Here is a 26,050-nt window from a genome sequence, read left to right as displayed (position 1 = left end):
GCCGCGGCGCCGCCCGCGTGCCGCAGCCGCTTAGTGTAAACTCACCCCCATGCAGACTTATTTTCTGATCGCAGCCGCGCTGCTGTATGTTGTGTGTGCCGTCCTGCCGCCGCGCCGGCCGGCGCTGATCTCGGCCGCCACGGCGGCGGCCTGGCTGCTGCACGGCGTGAGCCTGTGGCTGGCCGTGTCCGCGCCCGGCTCGCTGCGCATCGGCTTTGCCGCCATGCTGTCGGCCGCGCTGTGGATCTCGGTGGGCGCCTACTGGCTGGAAAACCGCAATTTCGCGCTGGACGGGCTGCGCCGCATGGTCATGCCCAGCGCGGCGCTGGCGGCGGCGCTGCAGGCGGCCTTCCCGGGCGCGCTGGTGGCGCTGGACGGCAACGCGCGCATGCTGGGCTGGCACATCGCCATCGCCACGCTGGCCTACGCCACGCTCACCATCGCCGCCTTCCACGCGGTGCTGATGGCGCTGCAGGAGTCGCGCCTGCACACGCGCGGCGAGCGCAGCGGCTTCCTGTCGGCCGCGCTGGACCAGCTGCCGGCGCTGCTGACCATGGAAAAGCTGCTGTTCCGGCTGATCGCCTTCGGCTTCGTGCTGCTCAGCCTGACCGTGCTGTCGGGCATCGTGTTTTCGGAAGAATTATTCGGCAAGGCGCTCAAGTGGGACCACAAGTCCGTGTTCACCTTGCTGTCCTGGCTGCTGTTTGCGGCGCTGCTGGCCGGGCGCCACTTCCGCGGCTGGCGCGGCAAGACGGCGCTCAGTTTCACCCTGGCGGGCTTCGCCACCTTGCTGCTGGCCTATGTCGGCAGCCGTTTTGTACTGGAAGTGGTTTTGCATCGAGGAATGGCATGACACGTATTTTGTTCTGGCTGGCGCTGATTTTCCTGGTGGTGGCGGCAATCCGCAGCAAGCTGCGCGCGGCCGCGCGCGCCCAGCAGATGCAGGCCGACCCGCGCCGCGAGGCCGAACGCATGGCGGCCGCGCGCGCGGCGGCCGAGGCGGAGGCGCTGGCCCAGGAGCGGGCGCGCCAGGCCGCGTCGCCGCAGGCGCAGGCGCGCGCACGCGCCGTGGCCGAGGCGGAGACCATGCTCAGCTGCGCCCATTGCGGGGTGTTCTTCCCCGCCTCCGAAGCGGTGCAGCGCGGCGGCCGCGATTTCTGCAGCCAGGCGCACGCCGACTTGCCGGCGTCCTGATGTGACTCCGCGCCTGCAAGCGCTGACGGCAGCTTCGCGCGACACCTTCTGGCGCTCGCTGCAAACCCTGAACGCCACCCGCGTGGTGATCGCGCTGGTGCTGCTGGCCTATCTGAGCGTGGACACGCGCGGCCTGCGCGGCGCCGGCTCCTTGCTGTACGCCCAGGTGTGCGGCGCCTATCTGCTGCTGGCGCTGGGCTTCGCCGTGCTCACCAGCAAGGTGCGGCGCCGCTTCCTGGCCCAGCTGCTGCTGCAGATCGCCTGCGACCTGGCCCTCATTTCGCTGCTGTACCTGGGCGCCGGCGGCGCGCGCAGCGGCCTGGCCATCCTGTACCTGTTCCCGCTGGCCGGGCTGGCCATCCTGGCGCCGCTGGTGCTGGCGCTGTTCTCCGCTTCGCTGGTGGCGCTGTTCATGCTCGGCGCCAGCCTGTGGCAGATGGTGGTGCACGACGCCGACAGCACCTTGCTGCCGTCCGGCCTGTTCGGCGCGGCCTTCCTGGCGGCCGTGTGGGTGGTCAACCGCATGGCGGCCAAGCTGATCGGGCAGGAAGAGCTGGCCGCGCGGCGCGGCGTGGAGATCGGCGTGCAGCAGGCGGTGAACCGGCTGGTGATGTCGCACATGAGCGACGGCATCGTGGTGCTGGGCGCGGACGGCCAGGTGTACGCGGGCAATCCGGCCGCGCAGCAGATGCTGGGCCTGGCCGGCGACGCGCAGTTCCGGCTGGACGCGGCGCCGGCGCTGGCGCCGCTGGCGCGCGCCTACCACGACTGGCGCGCCGACCCGGCCCAGGCCACGGCCTTCCTGACCATCAAGCCCTATACCGATCCGGCCTTGCAGGAGGTGACGGCGGCCTGGAGCGCGCGGCGCGACCTGGCCGCGCACCTGAAAGTGCGCTTCGCGGCGGTGGAAACCGAGGGCCTGGAGGTGGAACGCAGCGTGATCTTCCTGCAGGACGTGACGGCCATCGAGAACCAGGCGCAGGACCTGAAGCTGGCGTCCATGGGGCGGCTCACGGCCAGCATCGCGCACGAGGTGCGCAACCCGCTGTCGGCCATCGGCCACGCCACTTCGCTGCTGAGCGAGGACCTGGACGGGCCGGTGCACGCGCGGCTGCTCAAGATCGTGGGCGACAATGTGGCGCGCGTGAACCGCATGGTGGAGGACATTTTGCAGCTGTCGCGCAAGGTGCAGCCGCACAGCGAGCCGCTGGCGCTGGCCGGCTTCCTGGCCGAGCTGGCGGCCGAATTCCAGGATACGCACGCGCTGGCGCCGGGCATCGTGCGGGTGGACGCGGGCGGCGGCGGCGCGGCGGCCATGGTGCGCTTCGACGGCCTGCACCTGCGCGAGGTGGTGCTCAACCTGCTCAACAACGCGGTGCGCTACGCCAGCGGCGGGCAGGGCAGCATCCGCCTGTTCGTGGTGGGCGGGCGCGGACGCGGCGCGGGGCTGGAGCTGCACGTGCAGGACGACGGCCCCGGCATCTCGCCCGAGGTGCGCGCCCACCTGTTCGAGCCGTTTTACACCACCTCCAGCAAGGGCACCGGACTGGGCCTGTATCTGGCGCGCGAATTGTGCTTGAATAACGAGGCCATGCTGGACTATGAATACCGTTTCGACCCCGGCGTGCAGGCCGACGGCAGCCGCAGTTCGAGCGGCCGCTTCGTCATCACGTTTGCCAGGCCGGGCGCCTGAACCACCTACTATATAGAAGGACACCCATGAGTGCTCCCCGCAGTTCCCCGCGCGTGCTGATCGTCGACGATGAAGCCGACCTGCGCGAGTTGCTGGAAATTACCCTGCTCAAGATGGGGCTGGACGTGGACAGCGCCGAGAACCTGGCGCAGGCGCGCGCCTACCTGGCACAGGCGCAGGGGCCGGCCGACGCGGGCGGCAACGGGGGCAATGGCGGCAATGGCGGCAATGGCGGCGCAGCCGGGCCGGGACCGTACGCGCTGGTGCTGACCGACATGCGCCTGCCGGACGGGCTGGGACTGGAACTGGTGCGCGAGGTGTCGGCCACGTTCCGCAACACGCCGATCGCGGTGGTGACGGCGTACGGCAGCGCGGACAACGCGGTGGTGGCGCTCAAGGCCGGCGCTTTCGACTACATCAGCAAGCCGGTGGCGCTGGACCAGCTGCGGGTGATGGTGCAGTCGGCGCTGCGGCTGAACGCGCCGCCGGCCGAGACGCCGGGTGCGGCGCCGCGCGAGGCCAGCCGCCTGAAAGGCGAGTCGGCCGTGATGCAGGCGCTGCGGGCACAGATCGCGCGCCTGGCGCGTTCGATGGCGCCGATCGCCATCAATGGCGAATCGGGCAGCGGCAAGGAACTGGCCGCGCGCGAGATCCACGCGCAAAGCTCGCGCGCCGGCAAGCCCTTCATCGCCGTCAATTGCGGCGCGATTCCCGAGGCGCTGATGGAGGCCGAGTTCTTCGGCTACCGCAAGGGCGCGTTCACCGGCGCGGCCGACGAGCGCGACGGCTTTTTCCAGGCCGCCAACGGCGGCACGCTGATGCTGGACGAGGTGGCGGACCTGCCGCTGGCCATGCAGGTCAAGCTGCTGCGCGCCATCCAGGAGCGGCGCGTGCGCAAGATCGGCGCCACGGCCGAGGAGGCGGTGGACGTGCGCATCATCAGCGCCACGCACAAGAACCTGGAGCAGCTGGTGGAGCAGGGCGCGTTCCGGCAGGACTTGTTTTACCGCCTGAACGTGATCGAGCTGAGCCTGCCGCCGCTGCGCGAGCGCGCCGATGACCTGGGCGTGCTGACCGACGCCATCCTGGCGCGCCTGGGCACTTTCGAGCAGAAGGTGGTGCTGGGGCCGGGCGTGCTGGAGGCGCTGCGCGGCTACCCATTTCCGGGCAATGTGCGCGAACTGGAAAATATCCTGGAGCGCGCGCTGGCCTTCGCCAACGACGGCGTGATTGAGGTGCGCGACCTGGCGCTCAAGGGCAACCGCGCGGCCGACATGCCGCCCGGCTACGTCCCCCCTCCGGCCGAGCTGCGCGCCGGCGCGGGCGCTGCCCCCGCCGGGTCGGCACAGGGGGTGCCCGTCCGTGCCCCGTCCGCCGTGCCGCAGGGCTTCATGCCGCTGCCGGGCGCGGAGCGCGCGGCGCCGTCCGCCGGCGCCTCCACAACTGGCGGCCACGCGGCTGGCTTGCACCCGGCTGGCCTGCACCCGGCTGGCGCCCAGCCGGCTGGCGCTCCCGCAGCCCCCGCAGCCGCCGCCGCAGCCGCCGCCCCCGCAGCCCCCGCAGCCGCCGCCGCAGCCGCCGCCCCCGCAGCCGCAGCCGCCGCCCCCACAGCCCCCGCAGCCTCTGCAGCCCCTGCAGCGGATGGCGCCGGCGCGGCAGCGCGCCCCGCGTTGCCGCTGCCGCCGCTGGACGCGCTGCCGAGCAACCTGCCCGACTACCTGGCCCAGGTCGAGCGCGACATCATCACGCGCGCGCTGGCGCAGACGCAGTACAACCGCACGCAGGCCGCCAGCCTGCTGGGCATCAGCTTCCGCCAGCTGCGCTACCAGATGCAGAAGCTGAATATCCAGGAGCCGGAGGCGTGAGCGCGCCGCGTTATGCGATCGGCGCGGACGGCTGGCTGGCCGCAGCGGCGGGCGAGTCCGAGGCAGCAGCGGGCGGGGCCGACGGCAGCGACGGCAACGGCAACGGCAGCGAACCGCGCGGCGCGGCGGCGCGCTACGCCTCGCCCTTCTTCAACGCGCGCCCGGACGGCATGGCCGTCGAGCTGCTGGTGGTGCACAACATCAGCCTGCCCGCTGGCCGGTTCGGCGGGCCGCACGTGTCCGACCTGTTCACCGGCCGGGTAGACTATAATGCTGACCCGTCGTTTGCGGACCTGCGCGGGCTGGAGGTGTCGGCGCACTTTTTCGTGCGGCGCGACGGCCGGGTGGTGCAATATGTTTCTTGCAACGACAGGGCCTGGCATGCCGGCCTATCGTCCTTCCAGGGACGTGCCAACTGCAACGATTTTTCGGTCGGCGTGGAACTTGAAGGAACGGACAATGTTGCGTTTTCGCCAGTGCAATATGAGGTGCTGGCGGCACTGGCGGCGGCGTTGCAAAAGCGCTACCCTTTACGCTTTGTCACCGGCCACGAGCATATCGCGCCCGGCCGCAAGACCGACCCCGGCCCCTGTTTCGACTGGGACCTGCTGGACCGGCTGCTCAAGGAAAAGGCAGCCCAGAACGACGCGTTAGTGCTTGCTATCCCGCTCCGGCCCGAGCGTTAGGGCGTCTTAAAATGTCAATAGAAAAATTGCCCTTTTTGCGCCAATTTCCCCTTGTCTTGCCCAGGCAGGCTAACTACAATTAGTGGCTATATTTGCCCGGTTCACTAGATGTAGTACTAAATCTTGGCAATTGCTCAAACGTGCTTTTGGGCAATTGACGAACTTTATTATCAAAAACACGCTGGCAACACACTGCTATTTCGGGAGCTTAAATGCAATCTACTCAAGACATCACGAACACCCCGGCGCCACAAGCGCCGGCATCGGCGGGCGCAGTCAGCGGCCTGGCCACGGCTGCCAGCGCCCTGGGCGATTTCCGCATCATCCGCCGCAATGGCGCGGTGGTCGCGTTCGAACCGTCCAAGATCAATGTCGCCATGACCAAGGCTTTCCTGGCCGTGCACGGCGGCCAGAGCGCCGCGTCCGCCAGTGTGCGTGAGATCGTCGAAGAGTTGACCAACAGCGTGGTGTCGGCCCTGGTGCGCCGCCAGCCGTCCGGCGGCACTTTCCATATCGAAGACGTGCAGGACCAGGTGGAACTGGCGCTGATGCGCTCGGGCCAGCACGACGTGGCGCGCGCCTACGTGCTGTACCGCGCCAAGCACATGGAAGAGCGCCGCGCCAAAAAAGAGTCGCAGGGCGCCGCTGCCGCTGCCGAGCCGGAACTGAGCGTGACCGAGAACGGCGTGCGCCGTCCGCTGGTGATGCAGGAAGTGCGCGACCTGATCGGCGCGGCCTGCTCCGGCCTGGAAAAGCACGTCGACTCGGACGCCATCCTGGCCGAGACCGTGAAGAACCTGTACGACGGCGTGCCGGTCGAAGAACTGCACAAGTCCGCCATCCTGGCCGCCCGCGCGCTGATGGAAAAAGACCCGGCCTACTCGCAAGTGACGGCCCGCATCCTGCTGCACACCATCCGCAAGGAAGTGTTCGGCCACGAAGTGGCGCAAGCGAAAGCCGCCGCCGAGTACATCACCTACTTCCCGCAATACATCGCCAAGGGTATCGAGAACGAGCTGCTGGACGCCGAGCTGGCCAAGTTCGACCTGGCCAAGCTGGCCAAGGCCCTGGTGGCCGACCGCGACCTGCAGTTCGGCTACATCGGCCTGCAGACCCTGTACGACCGCTACTTCCTGCACGTGCGCGACGTGCGCATCGAAATGCCGCAGGCCTTCTACATGCGCGTGGCCATGGGCCTGGCGCTGCGCGAAGACAACCGCGAAGCGCGCGCCATCGAGTTCTACAACCTGCTGTCGACCTTCGACTTCATGTCGTCCACCCCGACCCTGTTCAACTCCGGCACGCTGCGCTCGCAGCTGTCGTCGTGCTACCTGACCACCGTGTCGGACGACCTGGAAGGCATCTACGACGCCATTAAGGAGAACGCGCTGCTGGCCAAGTTCGCCGGCGGCCTGGGCAACGACTGGACCCCGGTGCGCGCGCTGGGCGCCCACATCAAGGGCACCAACGGCAAATCGCAGGGCGTGGTGCCGTTCCTGAAAGTGGTCAACGACACCGCCGTGGCGGTCAACCAGGGCGGCAAGCGCAAGGGCGCGGTATGCGCCTACCTGGAAACCTGGCACATGGACATCGAGGAATTCCTCGACCTGCGCAAGAACACCGGCGACGACCGCCGCCGCACCCACGACATGAACACCGCGAACTGGATTCCCGACCTGTTCATGAAGCGCGTGATGGAAAAAGGCGACTGGACCCTGTTCTCGCCGTCCGAAACGCCGGACCTGCACGACAAGGTCGGCAAGGCCTTCGAACTGGCCTACACCGGCTACGAAGCCAAGGCCGCTGCCGGCGAAATCCGCGTGTTCAAGAAAATCGCCGCGCTGGACCTGTGGCGCAAGATGCTGTCCATGCTGTTCGAAACCGGCCACCCATGGATCACCTTCAAGGACCCGTGCAACATCCGCTCGCCGCAGTCGCACGTGGGCGTGGTGCACTCGTCCAACCTGTGCACCGAGATCACCCTGAACACCGGTCCGGACGAAATCGCCGTCTGCAACCTGGGTTCGGTGAACCTGCCGGCCCACATGAAAGAGGGCAAGCTGGACCACGTGAAGCTGCAAAAGACCATCCGCACCGCGATGCGCATGCTCGACAACGTGATCGACATCAACTACTACGCGGTGGACAAGGCCCGCAACGCCAACATGCGCCACCGTCCGGTGGGCCTGGGCGTGATGGGCTTCCAGGACTGCCTGCACATGATGCGCGTGCCGTTCTCGTCGCAGGAATGCGTGAACTTCGCCGACACCTCGATGGAAGCGGTGTGCTACTACGCCTATCTGGCCTCGACCGAGCTGGCCGAAGAGCGCGGCCACTACGAGTCGTACAAGGGTTCGCTGTGGGACCGCGGCATCCTGCCGCAGGACTCGATCGCGCTGCTGGCCGAAGAGCGCGGCGCCGGCTACCTGGAGCAGGACCGTTCGGCGGCCATGGACTGGACCCCGGTGCGCGACCGCATCAAGAAGTTCGGCATGCGCAACTCGAACTGCGTGGCGATCGCTCCGACCGCGACCATTTCGAACATCATCGGCGTGTCCGCTTGCATCGAGCCAACGTTCCAGAACCTGTACGTGAAGTCCAACCTGTCGGGCGAGTTCACCGAAATCAACTCCTACCTGGTGCGTGACCTGAAGGCGCGCAACCTGTGGGACGAGGTGATGATTGCCGACCTGAAGTACTTCGACGGTTCGCTGACCAAGATCGACCGCGTGCCGCAAGACCTGCGCGAGATCTATGCCACCGCCTTCGAAGTATCGCCAAGCTGGCTGGTGGAAGCGGCTTCCCGCCGCCAGAAGTGGATCGACCAGGCCCAGTCGCTGAACATCTACATGGCTGGCGCGTCGGGCAAGAAGCTGGACGAGACCTACAAGCTGGCCTGGCTGCGTGGCCTGAAGACCACCTACTACCTGCGCACCATCGCCGCCACCCACATGGAGAAATCGACCTCCAAGACCGGCGCGCTGAACGCGGTGGCCGTGGACGGCGGCATGTCGGCCAGCGCCATCGCCGCTGCGGCCCCCGCTGCGGCGCCCGCCGCCGCCGTGGAAGAGGGCGCCGCCTGCTACCTGCGTCCGGGTGACGACGGTTTCGAGGAATGCGAAGCCTGCCAGTAATCGTTGCGGCGGGTTACGCGCTGGCGCGCTAACCCGCCCTACGGGGCTACAATGTACTTATCCGCGCGCCGATCCGCGCCGCAATCATTAACGAAGGAAATATCATGCTGTCCTGGGACGAAGACACTGCGCCCGCCGCGCAACCCCAAGCACCACTCAACGCCGAAGGCACCGCCGAGCAGATCGCGCGCCGCGTGAACGCCGACGACAAGCGCGTCATCAACGGCCAGACCGACGTCAACCAGCTGGTGCCATTCAAGTACAAATGGGCCTGGGACAAATACCTGGCCGGCTGCGCCAACCACTGGATGCCGCAGGAAGTGAACATGCAGCGCGACATCGAGCTGTGGAAGAACCCGAACGGCCTGTCCGAAGACGAGCGCCGCCTGGTGAAACGCAACCTGGGCTTCTTCGTCACCGCCGACTCGCTGGCCGCCAACAACATCGTGCTGGGCACCTACCGCCACATCACGGCGCCGGAATGCCGCCAGTACCTGCTGCGCCAGGCCTTCGAGGAAGCTATCCACACCCACGCCTACCAGTACATCGTGGAATCGCTGGGCCTGGACGAGCAGGAAATCTTCAACGCCTACAATGAAGTGAAGTCGATCCGCGACAAGGACGAGTTCCTGATTCCGTTCATCAACACGCTGACCGACCCGGCTTTCACCACCGGCACCGTGGAAAACGACCAGAAGCTGCTCAAGTCGCTGATCGTGTTCGCTTGCCTGATGGAAGGCCTGTTCTTCTACGTCGGCTTCACCCAGATCCTGGCGCTGGGCCGCCAGAACAAGATGATGGGCGCCGCCGAGCAGTACCAGTACATCCTGCGCGACGAATCGATGCATTGCAATTTCGGCATCGACTTGATCAACACCATCAAGATGGAAAACCCGCTGCTGTGGACGCCGGCCTTCAAGGAAGAGATCAAGGGCCTGTTCATGAAGGCCGTGGAGCTGGAATACGCTTACGCGGAAGACACCATGCCGCGCGGCGTGCTGGGTCTGAACGCAGCCATGTTCAAGGGCTACCTGCGCTTCATCGCCAACCGCCGCGCCACCCAGATCGGCCTGGAAACGCTGTTCGACCAGCCTGAGAATCCATTCCCATGGATGAGCGAGATGATCGACCTGAAGAAGGAACGCAACTTCTTCGAGACCCGCGTCACCGAATACCAGACCGGCGGCGCCCTGAACTGGGACTGATCCGCTACTGCTTCATCAAGAACCCGGCCTCTGCGCCGGGTTTTTTTTGGGCGGGCGCGGGGGAGCGTGTCCGAGGTGCTCAGGCTAGCCATCAAGCACTGGATTGCCGCCCGCAGGTGGTGGGCGACGAGCTGCTCTTCCGCAGCGTGCCGGTCTCGCCCCGGCAATTCACGCTGACGGCGGCCGGTCACGGCCGCAACGCTTGCGCGATGTCTGGGTAAGGCTGAACGGTGAGCGCAACTGGACCTTGCCCTGGTCGAGCACGCGCATCACAGAGCCATGCCGACCCGCCGAAATAGCCGTGATCCCAGCCTTGGCCGTGCCGCGCGAGCGCGATCTGCGTGGCGGCGCTCACCGATCCGCAGCGGGCCTGCGGCTCAGGAAACTGGTGGAGCGCGAGATGCTCCAGCCCATCCATGAGGACGCGTGGCAGTAATCGCTGGCCTTCGCCTCCGGCTAACCGGCGGCGGCGATGGCTTCGATCTCTATCATCGCCTCCGGCGCGTACAGCGCCGCCACCTCGACGATGGTGTCGGCCGGGTAGGGCGGCGCGAACCACTGGCGGCGCAGCGCGACGATGCGCTCGAAGTGCGCCATCGACGTCAGGTAGATGGTCACCTTGATGACGCGCCGCAAGTCCGAGCCGCCGGCCTTCAGCACCCGCTCCAGGTTGCGGAACGCCTGTGCGGCTTGCGCGTCGAAATCATCCGCGCCGACGATGGCGCCGTCGTCGCCCACGCCGGCCTGGCCGGATATATAGAGCAGGCCGCCGGCGCGGATCGCCTGCGACAGCAGGTAGGGCGCGTACGGATCGGGTGTGGTGTGGATCTGTTCGAGTTGCATGGTCTGTCCTTTGATGGCTGAGTTAAAATGAAGTGAAGACCATTATGCGAACGCCGCCCTACGGTGGCAAACGATCATTCCTCACCTGACAGGTGAGTAAAACTAATCCATAGCCACGATGAGAAAACTGCCCGCCATCGGCGCCTTGCGCGTATTCGAAGCGGCCGCGCGCCGCCTCAGCTTCAAGGACGCGGCCGAAGAACTGAACGTCACGCCCACCGCCGTGAGCCACCAGATCAAGCACCTCGAGCAGGCCATCGGCGTCGAGCTGTTCGAGCGCGGCCCGCGCCGCGTCACCCTGACCGCCGCCGGGCGCCAGCTGTTTCCCACCTTGCGCGACGGCTTCGACAGCATCGAGCGCGCCATCGAGCAGCTGGTGCGCGCGCAGGGCGCGCAGGTGGCGCGCCTGTCGTCCACGGTCGCCTTCATGGCGCGCCGGCTGGCCACCCGCGCCGGCGCCTTCCGCGACGCCTACCCCGACTGGACCCTGCGCCTGGACGCATCCAACGAGCTGGTCGACCTCGACGCCGACGCCGACGCGGCCATCCGCTACGGCACCGGCCTGTATCCGGGCCTGCTGGTCGAGCACCTGTTCGAGGACCGCTTCGCGCCCGTGTGCAGTCCGCTGCTCAACATCCGCAGCATGCGCGAGCTGCGCCGCGCCACCCTGATCCACTTCGAGTGGGGCGACGCGGTACGCGGCGACGAGCGCGCGGTCGAGTGGCGGCAGTGGCTGGCCGCCGCCGGCGCGTCCGGCATCGACGCCGACACCGGCGTGTCCTTCAGCGAGGAACTGCACGCGGTGCAAGCGACCATCGCCGGTCAGGGCATTGGCCTGCTCAGTCTCACTTTGGTGGAAGAGGAACTCGCTGCCGGTGTGCTGGTGCAGCCGTTCGACCTGTCGCTCGAGAGCTTCCGCTACGACCTCGTGTACAGCGCGCGCGCTTCGGCGCGGCCGGCCACGACGGTGCTGCGCCAGTGGGTGCACGAGCACTTCGCCGCGCACTGAAGCAGCGCGCCAAAGTGCGCCTGTGCGCGCAAGGCTTCCTTGCTCGCGCCGCGAAAAACCGCGCGCGCATTTTCCGGTTTTGCGCGCGCTCGCGATGCTGATCGACGAGGCGCAGCGCGCGAAAAAATCGGCGCGCAGTGTCTGCATTTGGTGAACTAATGTGCGATAGCGCGCCTAACGTGCAAAAAAGAGTGCGAAAGTTAGTTGTGCCGGTTGCGCACCGACAAGGTTTTCGTGTACTTTACGAGATTGAATTTGCGTGATTTTTTTTGTGCGGTTTTTTCAGCCGCTCGCACCCGCAAAACGATCAACAAAATGGGATACGAACACGCACGAGTATGCACAAGACCACACCGTTTTTTCGATGACCGCCTTGCCTGAGAACGACTCAGGTCGGGCGGTTTTTTCTTCGAAAAACAAAACGTGATGTGGCTGCGATGGGGACGACTGGAGCTGAGCGCACGCCCGCGGACCGCAAACATCGCAACAAGATTTAGTGCGTCGGCCGTTCATAGCGAACGCCGGCGTCGGGGCTGAAGCGCTGCAAACGTGAGGAGTTGCAGCAGTTCAGCTGGTGCCGAATTCATTAGCGCAAACCGTCGTTTGCGCCGATGAATAATTCGCCTGGCCAGGGGGCCGGACGGGTTTAAATCTTGTGCGTAATTCTCATCTCTAGATGAAGGAGAGACCAAAATGGCTACAGCAAAAGCAAAGAAAGAAGTAAAGAAACCAGCGGCTAAAGCAGCCGCTGCCACCAAACCAGCCGCAAAGAAAGCCGCCGCCAAACCGGCCGCCAAGCCAGCGGTGAAAGCCGCCGCTAAGCCGGCAGCCAAGCCGGCAGCGAAGAAAGCCGCCGCTAAACCAGCAGCGAAACCGGCAGCGAAGAAAGCCGCCGCCAAGCCGGCAGCTAAACCAGCAGCGAAGAAAGCCGCAGCCAAGCCAGTAGCGAAAAAGCTCAGCCAAGCCGGCAGCGAAGACCACGGCAAAAGCAGCAGCCAAGCCAGTAACGAAGAAAGCCGCAGCAAAGCCAGTGGCCAAGAAAGCCGCAGCCAAGCCAGCAGCCAAGCCGGCCGCGAAGAAAGCCGCCGCCAAGCCAGCAGCTAAAAAAGCTGCAGCTAAACCAGCCGCCAAACCAGCCGCCAAGAAAGCGGCCGCTAAACCAGCAGCCAAGCCGGCAGCGAAGAAGGCAGCAGCTAAACCAGCCGCCAAGCCAGCTGCCAAGAAAGCCGCCGCCAAGCCTGCAGCGAAAAAAGCCGCAGCCAAGCCAGCAGCTAAACCAGCAGCCAAGAAAGCTGCCGCTAAGCCAGCCGCCAAGCCTGCAGCGAAAGCTGCTGCCAAGCCAGCTGCTAAACCAGCCGCCAAGAAGGCCGCAGCCAAGCCAGCAGCCAAGCCTGCAGCGAAAGCCGCCGCCAAGCCAGCAGCCAAAGCAGCAGCAAAGCCTGCGGCGAAAGGCGTCGCCAAGCCAGCAGCAAAAAAGGCCGTTAAGGCAGTTGCCAAGGCGGCAGCTGCCCCTGCTGCTGCGCCAGCAGCAGCCGCACCGGCAGCTGCCGCGCCAGCGCCAGCCGCCGCTGCCAAACCGGCAGTGAAAAAGCCGGCCGCGCCGAAGAAGGCCGCTGCTCCTAAGAAGGAAGCCGCCAAGCCTGCAGCCGCACCTGCTGCCGCAGCCGCACCGGCCGCCGCACCAGCCGCGAAGACCGTGCCGACCCCGGCGGCCGCATGGCCGTTCCCGACCAGCACTCGTCCATCCTGAGCTGAGTCGTCGCTAGCCTTATGAGGCCAGGCCGCTGTGTGAGACAATCACACAGCGGTTTTTTTATGGAGGGAGCCCGTGCTTAGTATCGTCATGCTGATAGTGGACACCGTCGCCGGTTTGCTCGGCGCTGTCCTGTTGTTGCGCTTCTGGATGCAAGCCATCCGCGTGCGTCCGCCGTCGTCGGTGGCGCAATTCACCTTCCAACTGTCGGACTGGCTGGTGCGCCCGCTGCGCCGCGTGGTGCCCGGCGTGGGCGGCTTCGATTGGGCCAGCCTGATCGGCGCCTTCCTGATCGTGTTGCTGGCCACCTCGGTGCTGTTCTTCGTCGGCGCGCCGTGGCAGGCCGTGCTGCTGGCCGCGCTGCACCGCTTCCTGCAATGGATACTATATGGCTTCATGGCCATGCTGGTGATCGAAGCCATCTTCAGCTGGGTCAACCCGCATGCGCCGCTGGCGCCCTTCATCCGCGCCCTCAACGAGCCGCTGCTGCGCCCCCTGCGCAAGGTGGTGCCGCTGGTGGGCAACCTGGACTTGTCGCTGCTGGTGGCCTTGATCTTGCTGCAGATTGCGCAGCTGGTCTTGGGGATGCTGTTCGGCAGATAAAAAAAGGCGGGTTACGCGCGATGCGCTAACCCGCCCTACGGATGCAGAGGCGGCGCAGGCCGCCTTTTTTTATTCGTAACGGTAACCGAACGCCGCCTCGAAGCGCTCGGCGATCTGCTCCTTGGTCAGCACGTGGTTCTGCGCGCCCTTGTGCGCGATCTTGATCGCGCCCAGCAGGCTGGCCAGGCGGCCCGTGGTTTCCCAGTTCAAGTCGTGCGTGATGCCGTACAGCAGGCCGGCGCGGTAGGCGTCGCCGCAGCCGGTCGGGTCCAGCACCGCTTCGGCCGTCACGGCCGGGATGTCGATGCGCTGGCCGCCGGAGTAGATCTCGGAACCCTGCTCGCCGCGCGTGACGACCAGCGCCTCCAGGCGGCCGGCGATGTCCTGCAAGGTCAGCCCGGTCTTGGACATCAGCAGCTCGATCTCGTAGTCGTTGCAGGTGACATAGGTGGCCTTGTCGATGAAGGAGATCAGCTGCTCGCCGTTAAACATGGGCATCTGCTGGCCCGGATCGAACATGAAGGGGATGCCCAGCGCGGCCAGGTCGTCGGCGTGCTTGAGCATGCCCAGGTGGCCGTCCGGCGAAATGATGGCCACGCGCGCCGGGCCGGCGTTGGCTACCGGGTTCTCGTGCGCGAACGACATCGCACCCGGGTGGAAGGCGTTGATCTGGTTGTTTTCGCTATCGGCCGTGACGAAGCACTGCGCCGTGTAGGCGTCGCCCTTGATCAGGATATTGGCCGTCGAGATGCCCAGCTTCTGCAGGCGCGCCAGGTAAGGGCCGCTGTCCTGGCCCATGACGCCGACGATGCGGCCTTCGCCGCCCAGCAGCTTCAGGTTGTAGGCGATGTTGCCGGAGCAGCCGCCGAACTCGGTGCGCATGGTCGGCACCAGGAAGGACACGTTCACCTTGTGCAGCTGGTCGGCCAGCAGGCTGTCGGCGAAACGGCCTTCATGCTGCATGATGAAGTCGATGGCGAGCGATCCGCAGATCAGGGAGGTCTGGTTCATGATAGGTTCTTATGGATAGAAAACTGCGATGTGATAGCCCGATGCCTTGATCTGGGCCAGTTCGAAATACAGCTTAACCGATTGCTCGGAGCGCGGCGCGAAACCTTTGGCCATGTCGGCCGGGGCCACGGTGGCGGCCAGATACTCGCGCGGCGCGAACACGCGCCGCAGCACCGGCTTGCCGGCGTCGTCGTTCAGTATCAGTTCGATGTGCGGCCAGGCCTGGGCGCTGCGCGCACCGTTGCGCAAGGTAGTGGTGAAGCTGAAGACATTGTCGGCCAGCGTCTGCAGCTCGCCTTGTTCGATGCTCAGCGCGTCGATCTGCGCCGGCAGCTCCACCGTGCAGCCGGCCAGCGCACAGGCCGACACCAGCGCCGGCTTCAGCGACGGCACGGCGGCCGCCAGCGGGTTGCGGAACGTGCCCAGCACCTGCGCGGCCAGCGCGGCCAGCAGCAGCGGGATGCCCACCGCCATGGCGACTTTGGCCGCCTTGCCGACCTGCTTGCGGCGGCGGTCGCGTTTGACGAAGCCAGGTTCGTCGTCGTCCTGCCCCGCAGCCAGGCCGGCCGCGGCCAGGCCGCCCGAGGCGGGCGCGGCGGGGCCGGGTGCAGGTTCGGCAGGGGTTGCGGCAGCGGCGGCGGCATCGACAGCATCAGCATCCGCAGCATCAGCATCAGCATCAGCATCAGCGTCAGCATCGGTATCGGTTGCCGTAGCCGCGTCGTCGGCGGCGGCGTGGGCGCTGGCAGCTGTACCTGCATCATCTTCGCCGTCGGCCTGCGCGCCGGTGTCTGTGTCGGTGTAGGCTTCGGCATCTGCCCTGCCGGCGGCGGACAGCGTTACGACGTCGCCTTCCAGCTCGTCGCGCTCGGCGCTGCGGGCGGGGTAGGCGTCCAGCTCGAAGCTGTCATGCAGCGCGACTGCGGTCAGGTGTTCGTCGGCCTCTTCCAGCGCCGGCTCATCCTGGCGCTCGTGCGCGCGCTCCTCGTCGTCCAGTGCGGACAGGGGCGGGTAGGCCGGCTCGGACGGGGCCGTGGCCGCCTCCTGCGCTTCGGCCGGCCCCTCCGGCGACACCTCCGGCGGCTCTCCCGGCGCTGCCGGAGGCGGCTCATCGGACGCCCGCGCCGGCCGCGCCTCGACCTCGCCGATCGACAGCGCGTCCTGCGGTTCCTCGTCGATGTCGATATCGAGGTCCAGATCCAGATCCAGATCGAACGCCTCGCCATGCTCGGCCTCGCCGGCGCGCGCGTCCAGCGTGGTGATCAGGGCTTCGAGTTCAGGGGAGGAGGTCGGCGCCGGAGTCGGCGCCGAGGGCAGATCGATGATGACGGGCTGCTTCAGCGCCGGTTCAACCAGCGCCGCATTGCCGTCGAAAACTTCATGGCAGGCGCCGCAGCGCACTATGCCCCCACGTAATTTCAGCTGGTCGTGGGCGACCCGAAATATCGTGTTGCAGTGGGGGCATTTGGTGGCGAGCGCCATCGTGCTAGCGTGAGCTTAGCGGGCTTGCGGTGCAGTATCGCTGCCAAGTACGCCGTGCAGCGCCACCCAGCCGTCCAGTTCCGCCCATACGCCCAGCTTGATGAACGGCGCGTACGCGGCCGCCACTTCCTCCGCCTGGCGCGCCAGCACGCCCGACAGGATCAGCGAACCGCCGTCGGCCACGCGGCCCGACAACATCGGCGCCATCAGCTTCAATGGGCTCGACAGGATGTTGGCCACCACGATGTCGAAGCGCGCATTCGCGTGCGCCGACTCGGCAAAGCCGTCCGGCAGAAAGTATTCAATCTCGGCCACCTGGTTGCGCACCGCGTTGTCGCGCGCCGACTCGATCGCCTGCGGATCGATGTCCACGCCGGCCACCGCGCCCGCGCCCAGCTTGCGGGCCACCATGGCCAGGATGCCCGAACCGCAGCCGTAGTCCAGCACCGTCTTGCCCGGCGCCGGATGCGCCTCCAGCCACTCCATGCACAATCGGGTGGTCGGATGCGAACCGGTGCCGAAAGCCAGGCCCGGGTCCAGTTCCAGGATCAGCGCGTCCGGATCGGGCGCCTCGTGCCAGCTCGGTACCACCCAGATGTTCTTGCCGATGTGGATGGGATCGAACTGCGACTGCGTCAGGCGCACCCAGTCCTGCTCCTCCACGCCGCGCAGGGTGAACTTCGGCACCTCGGCCAGGCTGATGGCCGCCGCAGCTTCCGCTACGATGGCCGCCTGGTCGGCGTCCTCGCCGGTCAGGGCGACCACGCGGGAGTGATCCCACGCCGCCTCTTCCGGTTCCATGCCCGGCTCGCCAAACAGCGGCTTCTCGGCATCGGTGCCCTCATCGGCATCTTCCACCGAGACCGACAGCGCGCCCGCTTCCATCAACGCGTCCGACAGCGCCTCGGCGTGGTCGCGCGCGACCTCGATGACGATTTCTACGTAATTCATTTGTCCGCCTTAGGCATCGCTGCCAGTTTCTGTTCCAGGTAATGGATGTTGGTGCCGCCTTCGATGAAGCGTGCGTCCACCATCAGTTCGCGGTGCAGCGGGATGTTGGTCTGGATGCCCTCGACCACCATTTCCGACAGCGCGATCTGCATGCGGCGGATGGCCTGCTCGCGCGTGGCGCCGTAGGTGATGACCTTGCCGATCATCGAATCGTAGTGCGGCGGCACGTAATAGCCGGCATAGGAATGCGAATCGACGCGCACGCCCGGACCGCCCGGTGCATGCCACGACGTGATGCGGCCTGGCGACGGCGTGAACTTGAACGGGTCTTCGGCGTTGATGCGGCACTCGATGGCGTGGCCGGCCAGCATCACGTCGCGCTGGCGGAAGCGCAACTTCTCGCCGGCGGCGATGCGGATCTGCTCCTGCACGATGTCGATGCCCGTGATCATCTCGGTTACAGGGTGTTCCACCTGCACGCGGGTGTTCATCTCGATGAAATAGAACTCGCCGTTCTCGTACAGGAACTCGAAGGTGCCCGCGCCGCGGTAGCCGATCTTGCGGCAGGCTTCGGCGCAGCGGTCGCCGATCTTCTCGATCAGCTTGCGCGGGATGCCCGGCGCCGGCGCTTCTTCAATCACTTTCTGGTGGCGGCGCTGCATCGAGCAGTCGCGCTCGCCCAGCCACACGGCGTTCTTATGCTCGTCGGCCAGGATCTGGATTTCCACGTGGCGCGGATTTTCCAGGTATTTCTCCATGTAGACTTCCGGATTGCCGAACGCGGCGCCGGCTTCCGCCTTGGTCATGGCCACCGCGTTGATCAGGGCCGCCTCGGTGTGCACCACGCGCATGCCGCGTCCGCCGCCGCCGCCGGCCGCCTTGATGATGACCGGGTAGCCCACCTTGCGCGCGATCTGCACGATGGCTTTCGGATCTTCCGGCAGGGCGCCGTCCGAGCCGGGCACGCAGGGCACGCCGGCCTTGATCATGGCCTGCTTGGCCGACACCTTGTCGCCCATCATGCGGATCGACTCGGCGCGCGGGCCGATGAATACGAAGCCGGATTTCTCCACGCGCTCGGCGAAGTTGGCGTTCTCCGACAGGAAGCCGTAGCCCGGGTGGATCGCTTCGGCGTCGGTCACTTCGGCCGCGCTGATGATGGCCGGCATGTTCAGATAGCTCAGGGTGGAGGCGGCCGGCCCGATGCAGACCGACTCGTCGGCCAGCTTCACGTACTTGGCGTCCTTGTCGGCTTCGGAGTGGACCACCACCGTCTTGATGCCCATTTCTCGGCAGGCGCGCTGGATGCGCAGCGCGATTTCGCCGCGGTTGGCAATAAGGATTTTTTCAAACATGGCAGGTTCTGTGTTTGTGGGGAGCGGCTGCTCCAGGGTGTAGAGAGAGTGCGGAACCAGATCGGGGCGGCCGGCGGAAGTGTCCACTGGCCGCGCGCCCGATTTAGCCGATCACAAACAGGGGTTGGCCGAACTCGACCGGCTGGCCGTTTTCCACCAGGATCTGGGTCACGACGCCGGACACGTCCGCGTCGATTTCATTGAGCAGCTTCATCGCTTCGATGATGCACAGGGTGTCGCCTTCCTTGATGGACTGGCCCACTTCGACGAAGGCGGCGGCGCCCGGCGCGGAGGAGCGGTAGAACGTGCCCACCATGGGCGACTTGACCACGTGGCCGGTTGGCTCAGCGGCGGCAGCCGGAACGCTGGCGACTGGGGCCGCGGCCACCGGGGCGGCGGCGTGCTGCTGGTACTGCGGCTGCATGCCTTGCGGTTGCATCATCACAACCTGGTTTTGCGGCATGGCGGACGATTTGACGATGCGTACTTTGCTCTCGCCTTCCGTCACTTCGAGCTCGGCAATATCCGATTCAGCGACCAAGTCAATCAACGTCTTGAGCTTGCGTAGATCCATCTGAGACTCCCTGTGTATCTTTGTTATGTGATTGGGGCAGCAAGCCTTTGTGGGGCGTCGCCGCGATAAATGCGCGCAGATCGCGTAGATTAACGGTTTTTAAGAGCAAAGTCGATGGCTAAGCGATACCCGTCTATGCCCAGGCCGCAGATCGTTCCTTGCGCGACCGCGCTGAGAAAAGAATGGTGGCGGAATTCCTCACGCCGGTAAATGTTCGAAATATGGACTTCAATAAACGGGATCGCCACCCCGGCCAGCGCATCGCGCAGGGCCACGCTGGTGTGCGTCAGTCCACCCGGGTTGATGACGATCATATCCACGCCCTCGCCGCGCGCGGCGTGGATACGGTCGATCAACGCGCCTTCATGGTTGCTTTGGAAGCAAGCCAGCTGCGCGCCGGCTGCCTGCGCCTGCGCCTGGGCGGCCCGTTCCACATCGGCCAGCGTGTCGCTGCCATACACCTCAGGCTCGCGCGTCCCCAGCAAATTCAGGTTGGGGCCATTCAGTAGCAGGAGGTTTTTTGCCATGTGTCCAGACCGTTTTCCGCGAAAGTTTCGCATTTTGCCGCCAACAGCGACCATTGGCAAGTGAAAATATATTGCCGAAATTATTACATGCTTGCAAGATCCGCACGCAGCTCATCGAACTTCAGGCGGCCCAGATAGGTCTTTTTGACTTGGCCGTCGGCCCCGATCAGCACGGTAAACGGCAGCCCGCCATGGGCGTTGCCCAGCTGGCGCGACAAGTCCGTGCCGCTCATGCCGCCCACGTAGACAGGATAGGCGATTTTATGTTTCTCAGCGAATTCGGCGATGTTTGTAGGGCTATCGATGCCGATGCCGATGATTTGCAGCGGCTTGCCGGCCTGTTCGCCCTGCAGCGCCGACAGTTCCGGCATTTCCTCCACGCAGGGACCGCACCAGGTCGCCCAGAAATTGACCACCAGCGGCTTGCCCTGCCACTGCGCCAGCGCCTGCTCCACGCCCTGGTTGTCCTTCAGCTTCTGCTGGAACAGCGCCGCCACCGGCCCGGCCGGGGCCGCTGCAGGCGCGGCGGCGGCGCCGGCTGCGGCCGGCGCCGCCTTGTTGCTGTGCAAACTGGCCCACACGCCGGCCGCGCCGCAAGCGATAGCAATCACGGCGTATACAAGATAGTTCTTTTTAAACATTATATTTCTTCATGAGTACTTGCTATTAATAGAGCGCGCACGCCGGCGATGTCCGCACGCAACTGCCGGCCGTCGCTGCGCGCCTTCAGCGCGCCGCGCATATCGTCCAGTTCGTACAGCGCCGCATGCACGCCTTCCTTGTTCCACAAAAAGCTCACCGTCTCCACCGGGTCGTAGCGCGGCCCCTTGAAATGCGGCGTCTCCGAGATGTCGATCTGGACATTCTTATTTAGCAAGAAGATCTCCACCTCCTTGGCGCTGTCGGCAAACAGCTGCAGGTGGATATCGTCGTGCGGGCCGGCCGTGCCGTTCAGCACGGCACCGGTGAGGAAGGGATTGTACTGCTCCAGCGCTTCCATCACCTGCAAGGCGATGGTGCGCAGGCGGAACAGGCGCGCCGGCTGCGTGTCCGCGTTGAACAGCGCGTGATACAGGCGCACCTCTTCCTCGATCTGGCTATTGTCCGGCAACACGGCCGCGCCCGCATTGGCGCTGCGCTGCTCGCCCAGCACCTGGCGCGCCGCCTTGCGCTTGGCCGTGCCATAGTCGGCGCCGTCGGCCGCGATCAGGCGCGCCGCCGCTGCCGCCACCTGCGCGCGCAGTAACTGAATGTCATCGTTTGGGGTAGGCATCATGTCCCAGATCATACTCTGAACCGGAAGAGGGCACGCGTCAGGTAAAATCACCGTCCTGACAGTTTGTCCGACGTTTGTTTTATACGCACCCTCAACATGCATATTCATATACTAGGTATTTGCGGCACCTTCATGGGCGGCCTGGCCGTGCTGGCCAAAGAGGCGGGCCACCGCGTCACCGGCTGCGACGCCAACGTCTACCCGCCGATGAGCACCCAGCTCGAAGCCCAGGGCATCGAACTGATACAGGGCTTCGGCCCGGAACAGGTGGCGCTCAATCCCGACCTGTATGTCATAGGCAACGTCGTCTCGCGCGGCAACCCGCTGGTCGAGGAAATCCTCAACCGCAGCCTGCCCTATGTGTCCGGCCCGCAGTGGATGGGCGAACACATCCTGCGCAACAAATGGGTGCTGGCCGTGGCCGGCACGCACGGCAAGACCACCACCTCGGCCATGCTGGCCTGGATACTGGAAGACGCGGGCTACGCGCCCGGCTTCCTGATCGGCGGCGTGCCGATGAACTTCGGCATCTCGGCCCGTCTCAGCGGCACGGCCGACGGCAAGCCGGTGGACTCGGACTTCTTCGTCATCGAAGCGGACGAATACGACACCGCCTTCTTCGACAAGCGCAGCAAGTTCGTGCACTACCACGCCAAGACCGCCGTGCTGAACAACCTCGAATACGATCACGCCGACATCTTCCCCGATCTGGGCGCCATCGAAACCCAATTCCACCACCTGGTGCGCACCGTGCCCGGCATCGGCCGCGTCATCGCCAACGCCGACGAAGCTTCGCTGGGCCGCGTGCTCAAGCGCGGCTGCTGGAGCGAGCAGGAAAGCTTCGGCGGCGTGCCCGGCGCCAATTGGACGCTGAAGGAATATGAAGACGGCAGTTTCGACGTCATCTTCAACGGCGCCGTGGCCGGCAAGGTGCAGTGGCAGCTGACAGGCAAGCACAACCGCTCCAACGCGCTGGCCGCCATCGCCGCTGCGCGCCACGTCGGCGTGCCGATCGCGCAGGCGGCCGACTCGCTGGCGCGCTTCGTCAGCGTCAAGCGCCGCATGGAGGTGCGCGGCGTGGTCAAGGGCGTGACGGTGTACGACGACTTCGCCCACCATCCCACCGCCATCGCCACCACGGTCGGCGGCTTGCGCCAGAAGCTGCGCGGCGCCGCCACCGGCCGCATCCTGGCCGTGCTGGAGCCGCGCTCCAACACCATGAAGCTGGGCGCCATGAAGGACGCCTTGCCCGGCAGCCTGGGCGAGGCCGACCTGGTGTTCGGCTTCGGCAGCGAAAAAGCGCTGGGCTGGAGCCTGGGCACGGCGCTCGCGCCCATGGGCGATGTCGCCAGCGCCTATGAAGACATCGACGTGATGGTGCAAGCCATCGTCGCGCAAGCCCAGCCGGGCGACCACATCGTCGTCATGAGCAACGGCGGCTTCGGCGGCGTGCACCAGAAACTGCTGGAGGCCCTGGCCTCATGATTCTGTACCTGCACGGATTCCGTTCCTCGCCGCAATCGATGAAGGCGCGGCTGATGGGCGAACGCATGGCCGCGCTGGGCCGCGGCACGGAATATGTCTGCCCGCAACTGCCCGCCTCGCCCAAGCTGGCCATGGAACTGGCGCTGTCGCTGGTGGACGGCGTGCCGGCGCAAGAGCTGACCGTGGTCGGCTCCTCGCTGGGCGGCTACTACGCCACCTGGCTGGCCGAACGCCTCGGCTGCCGCGCCGTGCTGCTCAACCCGGCCATCGTGCCGCGCCAGGATTTGCAAAAGCACGTCGGCGCCACCACCCAGTACCACTCCGACCAGCCCTTCGAATTCAAGCCTGAATATATAGACGAACTGCGCGCGCTCGACGTGCCGCAGATCAGCAAGCCGGAGCGCTACTTCCTGCTCGCCGCCACCGGCGACGAAGTACTGGACTACCGCGACATGGTGGCGCACTATCGGGATGCGCGCCAGCACGTGATCCAGGGCAGCGACCACGGCATCAGCGAATTCGCCGACTATATAAATGAGGTGCTGGCCTTCTGCGGCATCGACCCCCAGGCCCGCGCCGGCGGTGGGCAGTGAAGGGCCGCTCGCTGCGGCTTGCGAACTGGCACAGCCACGTGATCGCCGTCAACGCGCCGGACGCCGTGCGCGGCTGGCTCACCGGCGGCGGTTCGCTGACCAACAAACTGAAAGCGCACAGCCGCGCCTTCCGCGTGCAGAAGCTGCACCAGAGTCCCGCGCTGTGCCTGGTGGACGAGGCGGCCGCCATCGGCCTGCACCGCGCCAGCCGCGTGATTGAACGCGAGGTGCTGCTGCGGTGTGATAATACGCCCGTGGTATTCGGCCACACCGTGGTGCCGACCTCGGCCGACGCCAGCGACTGGCCGCTGTTCAGCGCACTGGGCGAACGCTCGCTCGGCTCCACGCTGTTCGGCGACCCGCAAGTGCGGCGCGGCGAACTGGAGTTTGCGCGCCTGCGGCCCTGCCATCCGCTGGCCCGGCGCGCCCGCGCCGCCGCCGGCCTGCAGGACGGACAGATATTGTATGCACGGCGCTGCTTGTACCAGCGCCACAATGGATTGCTGCTGGTGACCGAGGTCTTCCTGCCCCAGGTGCTGGACCTCGCGCCGTCGGCAGCCAATTCGACTTTAGAGAACAGAACATAATAATGAACGTATTTTTCGAAGAATCCGGCGACTTCAAGGTCGGCTCCGTCATGTCCCACGCGGGCGAGGCCTACCAGGTGGAAATGGCCAGCGGCAAGCGCAACAAGGTCAAGGCCAAGGACGTGCTGCTGCAGTACGAAAAGCCGGCCCCGGCCGAGCTGCTGGAGCAGGCCAAGGCGGTCGCCGCCGACATCGACCTCGAATTCCTGTGGGAAGTGGCGGGCGAGGAAGAGTTCGGCTTTGCCGAGCTGGGCGCCGAATACTTCGGCCACGCGCCGCTGCCGCACGAAGCGGCCGGCCTGATCCTCGGCCTGCACAACGCGCCCATCTACTTCTACAAGAAGGGCCGCGGCCGCTACAAGAAGGCGCCCGAGCAGTCGCTGCGCGCGGCGCTGGCCGGCATCGAAAAGAAAAAGCAGCAGGCGGTGATCCAGGCCCAGTACGTGGAAGAACTGAAAGCCAACAAGCTGCCCGACAGCATGAAGGCCATCGTCCAGCAGCTGTTGTTCAAGCCGGACAAGAACACCATCGAATACAAGGCACTGGAAGCGGCCTGCAATGAAACGCACCAGAGCCCGCAGCGCCTGATGCTGGCCGCCGGCGGCATCGCCTCGCCGAAGGACTTGCACATGTCCAAGTTCCTGTTCGAGAACTTCCCCAAGGGCGCCGGCTTCCCGGACGTGCCGGTGCCGAGCGCGCCGGCCAACCTGCCGCTGGCGGCCGTCGAAGCGTTCTCCATCGACGACGTCACCACCACCGAAATCGACGACGCCTTCTCCGTTGTGCACCTGGAGGACGGCAAAGTGCGGGTGGGCATCCACATCGCCGCGCCCGGCCTGGGCATCCGCCCGGACGACGCGGTCGACAAGATGGCGCGCGCGCGCATGTCCACCGTCTACATGCCCGGCGACAAAATCACCATGCTGCCGGACAGCATCGTCGAAGCGTTCACGCTGGCCGAAGGCAAGACCTGCCCGGCGCTGTCCTTGTACGCCACGCTGGACCCGGCCGACTGGAGCGTGATCAGCACCGAAACCCGCGCCGAGCTCGTGCCCATCGCCAACAACCTGCGCCACAACACGCTGGATGACCTGGTCAACGAAGAGACCCTGGCCAGCGGCGAAGGCGACTACCCGCGCAAGGCCGAGCTGGGCCTGCTGTGGAAATGGGCGCTGCAACTGGAAGCGGGCCGCATGGTCAAGCGCGAAGGCTTCGGCCTCAAGCCCGAACAGAACAACCGCGTCGACTACAACTTCTACGTCGAGGACGACGTGGTGACGGTCACCCGCCGCAAGCGCGGCGCGCCGCTGGACAAGATCGTCGCCGAGCTGATGATCTTCGCCAACAGCACCTGGGGCAAGCTGATGCACGACCACGGCGTGCCCGGCATCTACCGCAGCCAGGGGCAGGGCGTGGGCGGCTGGGCCGCCAAGATGCAGGTGCGCATGCTCACGCACGCCGCGCCGCACCAGGGCCTGGGTGTGGACCAGTACGCGTGGAGCACCTCGCCGCTGCGCCGCTACACCGACCTGGTGAACCAGTGGCAAATCCTGGCCGTGGCCGAGAAGGGTGTCGCCGCCCCGTTCGTGGCCCCGTTCAAGCACAAGGACGCCAACCTGTTCGCCATCGTCTCCGCCTTCGACGCCGCCTACTCCGCCTACAACGACCACCAGAGCAATATGGAACGCTACTGGTGCCTGCGCTGGCTGGGCCAGCAGGAGCAGCGCCAGGTGGAAGCCGTGGTGCTCAAGGACGAAGTGTTGCGCCTGTCCGACATCCCCCTCATCATCCGCCTGTCCGGCATGCCGCCCGCCGCGCGCGGCGCCCAGGTCAAGCTGGACATCCTGCGTTGGGACGAAGTGGACCTGAGCGTGGAAGCGCGCCTGCTGGAAGTGATCACCGCCCCGGCCGCCGCCGACGCCGAGCTCGACTACGAAGACGAAGAAGAAACCCCGGCCGAGCACGAGCAAGCGCTGGCCGAAGCCGCCGCCCCCGCCGACGAGCAAGCCGAAGTAGCCGACCTCGCCAGCGAAACCGCCGTCACCGAACCGGCCCCCGAGCAAGCCAGCTAATCCAGCCAACCAGCCAACCAGCCAGCCAACCAGCCAACCAGCCTGAGCCGCATTCGGGGTCAGACCCCGAATGCGGCTCAGCTTGCTGCCGGAGCTGCCCCGCCAGGCTCCGCTTGTCGTAGAATGTGCAATCCTTTGATGTTGCTGACGGT

Annotated in this window: 24 protein-coding genes; 14 read left to right on the top strand and 10 right to left on the bottom strand. The window is 66.0% G+C overall.

Features of this window, described 5'->3' with window-relative positions; translation table 11 throughout:
• The first annotated feature begins 49 nt into the window (after positions 1-49).
• From ACFJI2_RS22640 to ACFJI2_RS22610, 7 genes are all read left to right on the top strand, one after another.
• Positions 50-853, top strand: a complete 804-nt coding sequence (locus tag ACFJI2_RS22640; protein WP_107876756.1) for a cytochrome c biogenesis protein CcsA — start codon at positions 50-52, stop codon at positions 851-853.
• The gene (locus ACFJI2_RS22635; RefSeq protein ID WP_107876754.1) at positions 850-1,194 is read left to right on the top strand and encodes a PP0621 family protein; all 345 of its coding nucleotides are present in this window, start codon (positions 850-852) and stop codon (positions 1,192-1,194) included. The genes ACFJI2_RS22640 and ACFJI2_RS22635 overlap by 4 nt, the downstream gene beginning before the upstream one ends.
• A gap of 1 nt (position 1,195) precedes the next feature.
• Positions 1,196-2,887, top strand: coding sequence for a sensor histidine kinase (locus ACFJI2_RS22630; RefSeq protein WP_377702006.1), 1,692 nt, complete (start codon positions 1,196-1,198; stop codon positions 2,885-2,887).
• 26 nt (positions 2,888-2,913) lie between these two features.
• The gene (locus ACFJI2_RS22625) at positions 2,914-4,752 is read left to right on the top strand and encodes a sigma 54-interacting transcriptional regulator (protein WP_377702005.1); all 1,839 of its coding nucleotides are present in this window, start codon (positions 2,914-2,916) and stop codon (positions 4,750-4,752) included.
• On the top strand, positions 4,749-5,438 hold the full coding sequence (ampD, locus tag ACFJI2_RS22620) for a 1,6-anhydro-N-acetylmuramyl-L-alanine amidase AmpD (RefSeq protein ID WP_377702004.1): 690 nt from the start codon (positions 4,749-4,751) through the stop codon (positions 5,436-5,438). The genes ACFJI2_RS22625 and ampD overlap by 4 nt, the downstream gene beginning before the upstream one ends.
• A 212-nt stretch (positions 5,439-5,650) precedes the next feature.
• Positions 5,651-8,572 (top strand): ribonucleoside-diphosphate reductase subunit alpha, encoded by a 2,922-nt coding sequence (locus tag ACFJI2_RS22615; RefSeq protein WP_377702003.1) that lies wholly within the window; start codon positions 5,651-5,653, stop codon positions 8,570-8,572.
• A 104-nt stretch (positions 8,573-8,676) separates the two neighbouring features.
• On the top strand, positions 8,677-9,777 hold the full coding sequence (locus ACFJI2_RS22610; RefSeq protein WP_181259889.1) for a ribonucleotide-diphosphate reductase subunit beta: 1,101 nt from the start codon (positions 8,677-8,679) through the stop codon (positions 9,775-9,777).
• A 456-nt stretch (positions 9,778-10,233) separates the two neighbouring features.
• Here ACFJI2_RS22610 and ACFJI2_RS22605 read toward each other — a convergent pair whose 3' ends face one another.
• Positions 10,234-10,620 carry a RidA family protein gene (locus ACFJI2_RS22605; protein WP_107876740.1) on the bottom strand — a complete coding sequence of 129 codons (387 nt, stop codon included), beginning with the start codon at positions 10,618-10,620 and terminating at the stop codon, positions 10,234-10,236.
• A gap of 118 nt (positions 10,621-10,738) precedes the next feature.
• On the opposite strand from ACFJI2_RS22605, the gene ACFJI2_RS22600 reads away from it, so the two are divergent.
• On the top strand, positions 10,739-11,629 hold the full coding sequence (locus ACFJI2_RS22600; RefSeq protein WP_377702001.1) for a LysR substrate-binding domain-containing protein: 891 nt from the start codon (positions 10,739-10,741) through the stop codon (positions 11,627-11,629).
• A gap of 509 nt (positions 11,630-12,138) precedes the next feature.
• Here the strand turns inward: ACFJI2_RS22600 and ACFJI2_RS22595 are convergent.
• Positions 12,139-12,654, bottom strand: coding sequence for a hypothetical protein (locus ACFJI2_RS22595; RefSeq protein WP_377701999.1), 516 nt, complete (start codon positions 12,652-12,654; stop codon positions 12,139-12,141).
• 5 nt (positions 12,655-12,659) lie between these two features.
• Between ACFJI2_RS22595 and ACFJI2_RS22590 the strand changes: the two genes are divergently transcribed.
• Entirely contained in the window at positions 12,660-13,379 is a 720-nt protein-coding gene (locus ACFJI2_RS22590; protein ID WP_377701998.1) for a hypothetical protein, read from the top strand.
• A gap of 93 nt (positions 13,380-13,472) precedes the next feature.
• On the top strand, positions 13,473-13,985 hold the full coding sequence (locus ACFJI2_RS22585; RefSeq protein ID WP_377705884.1) for a YggT family protein: 513 nt from the start codon (positions 13,473-13,475) through the stop codon (positions 13,983-13,985).
• Positions 13,986-14,054: 69 nt separating this feature from the next.
• Here ACFJI2_RS22585 and ACFJI2_RS22580 read toward each other — a convergent pair whose 3' ends face one another.
• The 8 genes from ACFJI2_RS22580 to ACFJI2_RS22545 all read right to left on the bottom strand — a co-directional run bounded on the left by ACFJI2_RS22580 (position 14,055) and on the right by ACFJI2_RS22545 (position 21,161).
• A complete protein-coding gene (locus tag ACFJI2_RS22580; protein ID WP_377701996.1) occupies positions 14,055-14,996 on the bottom strand; it encodes a carbohydrate kinase family protein in 942 nt (313 codons plus the stop codon).
• A 9-nt stretch (positions 14,997-15,005) separates the two neighbouring features.
• Complete coding sequence (locus tag ACFJI2_RS22575) at positions 15,006-16,478, bottom strand: DUF3426 domain-containing protein (protein WP_377701994.1); 1,473 nt, start codon at positions 16,476-16,478, stop codon at positions 15,006-15,008.
• Positions 16,479-16,493: 15 nt separating this feature from the next.
• The gene (gene prmA, locus ACFJI2_RS22570; RefSeq protein ID WP_377701993.1) at positions 16,494-17,429 is read right to left on the bottom strand and encodes a 50S ribosomal protein L11 methyltransferase; all 936 of its coding nucleotides are present in this window, start codon (positions 17,427-17,429) and stop codon (positions 16,494-16,496) included.
• Positions 17,426-18,784, bottom strand: coding sequence for an acetyl-CoA carboxylase biotin carboxylase subunit (accC, locus tag ACFJI2_RS22565; protein ID WP_107876727.1), 1,359 nt, complete (start codon positions 18,782-18,784; stop codon positions 17,426-17,428). The genes prmA and accC overlap by 4 nt, the downstream gene beginning before the upstream one ends.
• A 103-nt stretch (positions 18,785-18,887) precedes the next feature.
• Positions 18,888-19,358: an acetyl-CoA carboxylase biotin carboxyl carrier protein gene (gene accB / locus ACFJI2_RS22560; protein WP_132135718.1), complete on the bottom strand. Its 471-nt coding sequence runs from the start codon at positions 19,356-19,358 to the stop codon at positions 18,888-18,890.
• An 89-nt stretch (positions 19,359-19,447) separates the two neighbouring features.
• Positions 19,448-19,885 carry a type II 3-dehydroquinate dehydratase gene (gene aroQ / locus ACFJI2_RS22555; RefSeq protein WP_132135715.1) on the bottom strand — a complete coding sequence of 146 codons (438 nt, stop codon included), beginning with the start codon at positions 19,883-19,885 and terminating at the stop codon, positions 19,448-19,450.
• Between the two features lie 83 nt (positions 19,886-19,968).
• Positions 19,969-20,526: a TlpA family protein disulfide reductase gene (locus tag ACFJI2_RS22550; RefSeq protein WP_377701991.1), complete on the bottom strand. Its 558-nt coding sequence runs from the start codon at positions 20,524-20,526 to the stop codon at positions 19,969-19,971.
• Positions 20,526-21,161, bottom strand: coding sequence for a hypothetical protein (locus tag ACFJI2_RS22545; protein WP_107876809.1), 636 nt, complete (start codon positions 21,159-21,161; stop codon positions 20,526-20,528). Before ACFJI2_RS22545 ends, ACFJI2_RS22550 begins: the two co-directional genes overlap by 1 nt.
• Positions 21,162-21,257: 96 nt before the next feature.
• Between ACFJI2_RS22545 and mpl the strand changes: the two genes are divergently transcribed.
• Genes mpl through ACFJI2_RS22525 form a run of 4 tightly spaced genes read left to right on the top strand, consistent with a single transcriptional unit; the run spans position 21,258 to position 25,898 of the window.
• Positions 21,258-22,646 carry a UDP-N-acetylmuramate:L-alanyl-gamma-D-glutamyl-meso-diaminopimelate ligase gene (mpl, locus tag ACFJI2_RS22540; protein ID WP_377701990.1) on the top strand — a complete coding sequence of 463 codons (1,389 nt, stop codon included), beginning with the start codon at positions 21,258-21,260 and terminating at the stop codon, positions 22,644-22,646.
• Positions 22,643-23,239, top strand: coding sequence for a YqiA/YcfP family alpha/beta fold hydrolase (locus ACFJI2_RS22535; protein ID WP_377701989.1), 597 nt, complete (start codon positions 22,643-22,645; stop codon positions 23,237-23,239). The genes mpl and ACFJI2_RS22535 overlap by 4 nt, the downstream gene beginning before the upstream one ends.
• Positions 23,236-23,826, top strand: coding sequence for a chorismate--pyruvate lyase family protein (locus ACFJI2_RS22530; protein ID WP_377701988.1), 591 nt, complete (start codon positions 23,236-23,238; stop codon positions 23,824-23,826). The genes ACFJI2_RS22535 and ACFJI2_RS22530 overlap by 4 nt, the downstream gene beginning before the upstream one ends.
• 2 nt (positions 23,827-23,828) lie before the next feature.
• Positions 23,829-25,898, top strand: coding sequence for a ribonuclease catalytic domain-containing protein (locus ACFJI2_RS22525; RefSeq protein WP_377701987.1), 2,070 nt, complete (start codon positions 23,829-23,831; stop codon positions 25,896-25,898).
• Positions 25,899-26,050: the final 152 nt, after the last annotated feature.

The sequence above is a fragment of the Pseudoduganella sp. UC29_71 genome, assembly GCF_042693265.1.
Taxonomy (GTDB): domain Bacteria; phylum Pseudomonadota; class Gammaproteobacteria; order Burkholderiales; family Burkholderiaceae_D; genus Rugamonas.
The sequence above is the reverse complement of the archived record's forward strand: the minus strand, read 5'-3'. Positions and strand labels throughout refer to the sequence as shown.

Coding starts and splice junctions, on each gene's coding strand:
- ACFJI2_RS22550 (WP_377701991.1), bottom strand. CDS start 20,526: ATGTTTAAAAAGAACTATCTTGTATACGCCGTGATTGCTATCGCTTGC.
- ACFJI2_RS22535 (WP_377701989.1), top strand. CDS start 22,643: ATGATTCTGTACCTGCACGGATTCCGTTCCTCGCCGCAATCGATGAAG.
- ACFJI2_RS22525 (WP_377701987.1), top strand. CDS start 23,829: ATGAACGTATTTTTCGAAGAATCCGGCGACTTCAAGGTCGGCTCCGTC.
- ACFJI2_RS22585 (WP_377705884.1), top strand. CDS start 13,473: ATGCTGATAGTGGACACCGTCGCCGGTTTGCTCGGCGCTGTCCTGTTG.
- ACFJI2_RS22580 (WP_377701996.1), bottom strand. CDS start 14,996: ATGAACCAGACCTCCCTGATCTGCGGATCGCTCGCCATCGACTTCATC.
- ACFJI2_RS22610 (WP_181259889.1), top strand. CDS start 8,677: ATGCTGTCCTGGGACGAAGACACTGCGCCCGCCGCGCAACCCCAAGCA.
- ACFJI2_RS22635 (WP_107876754.1), top strand. CDS start 850: ATGACACGTATTTTGTTCTGGCTGGCGCTGATTTTCCTGGTGGTGGCG.
- ACFJI2_RS22600 (WP_377702001.1), top strand. CDS start 10,739: ATGAGAAAACTGCCCGCCATCGGCGCCTTGCGCGTATTCGAAGCGGCC.
- ACFJI2_RS22640 (WP_107876756.1), top strand. CDS start 50: ATGCAGACTTATTTTCTGATCGCAGCCGCGCTGCTGTATGTTGTGTGT.
- ACFJI2_RS22615 (WP_377702003.1), top strand. CDS start 5,651: ATGCAATCTACTCAAGACATCACGAACACCCCGGCGCCACAAGCGCCG.
- accC (WP_107876727.1), bottom strand. CDS start 18,784: ATGTTTGAAAAAATCCTTATTGCCAACCGCGGCGAAATCGCGCTGCGC.
- aroQ (WP_132135715.1), bottom strand. CDS start 19,885: ATGGCAAAAAACCTCCTGCTACTGAATGGCCCCAACCTGAATTTGCTG.
- ACFJI2_RS22605 (WP_107876740.1), bottom strand. CDS start 10,620: ATGCAACTCGAACAGATCCACACCACACCCGATCCGTACGCGCCCTAC.
- ACFJI2_RS22545 (WP_107876809.1), bottom strand. CDS start 21,161: ATGATGCCTACCCCAAACGATGACATTCAGTTACTGCGCGCGCAGGTG.
- mpl (WP_377701990.1), top strand. CDS start 21,258: ATGCATATTCATATACTAGGTATTTGCGGCACCTTCATGGGCGGCCTG.
- ACFJI2_RS22625 (WP_377702005.1), top strand. CDS start 2,914: ATGAGTGCTCCCCGCAGTTCCCCGCGCGTGCTGATCGTCGACGATGAA.
- accB (WP_132135718.1), bottom strand. CDS start 19,358: ATGGATCTACGCAAGCTCAAGACGTTGATTGACTTGGTCGCTGAATCG.
- prmA (WP_377701993.1), bottom strand. CDS start 17,429: ATGAATTACGTAGAAATCGTCATCGAGGTCGCGCGCGACCACGCCGAG.
- ACFJI2_RS22575 (WP_377701994.1), bottom strand. CDS start 16,478: ATGGCGCTCGCCACCAAATGCCCCCACTGCAACACGATATTTCGGGTC.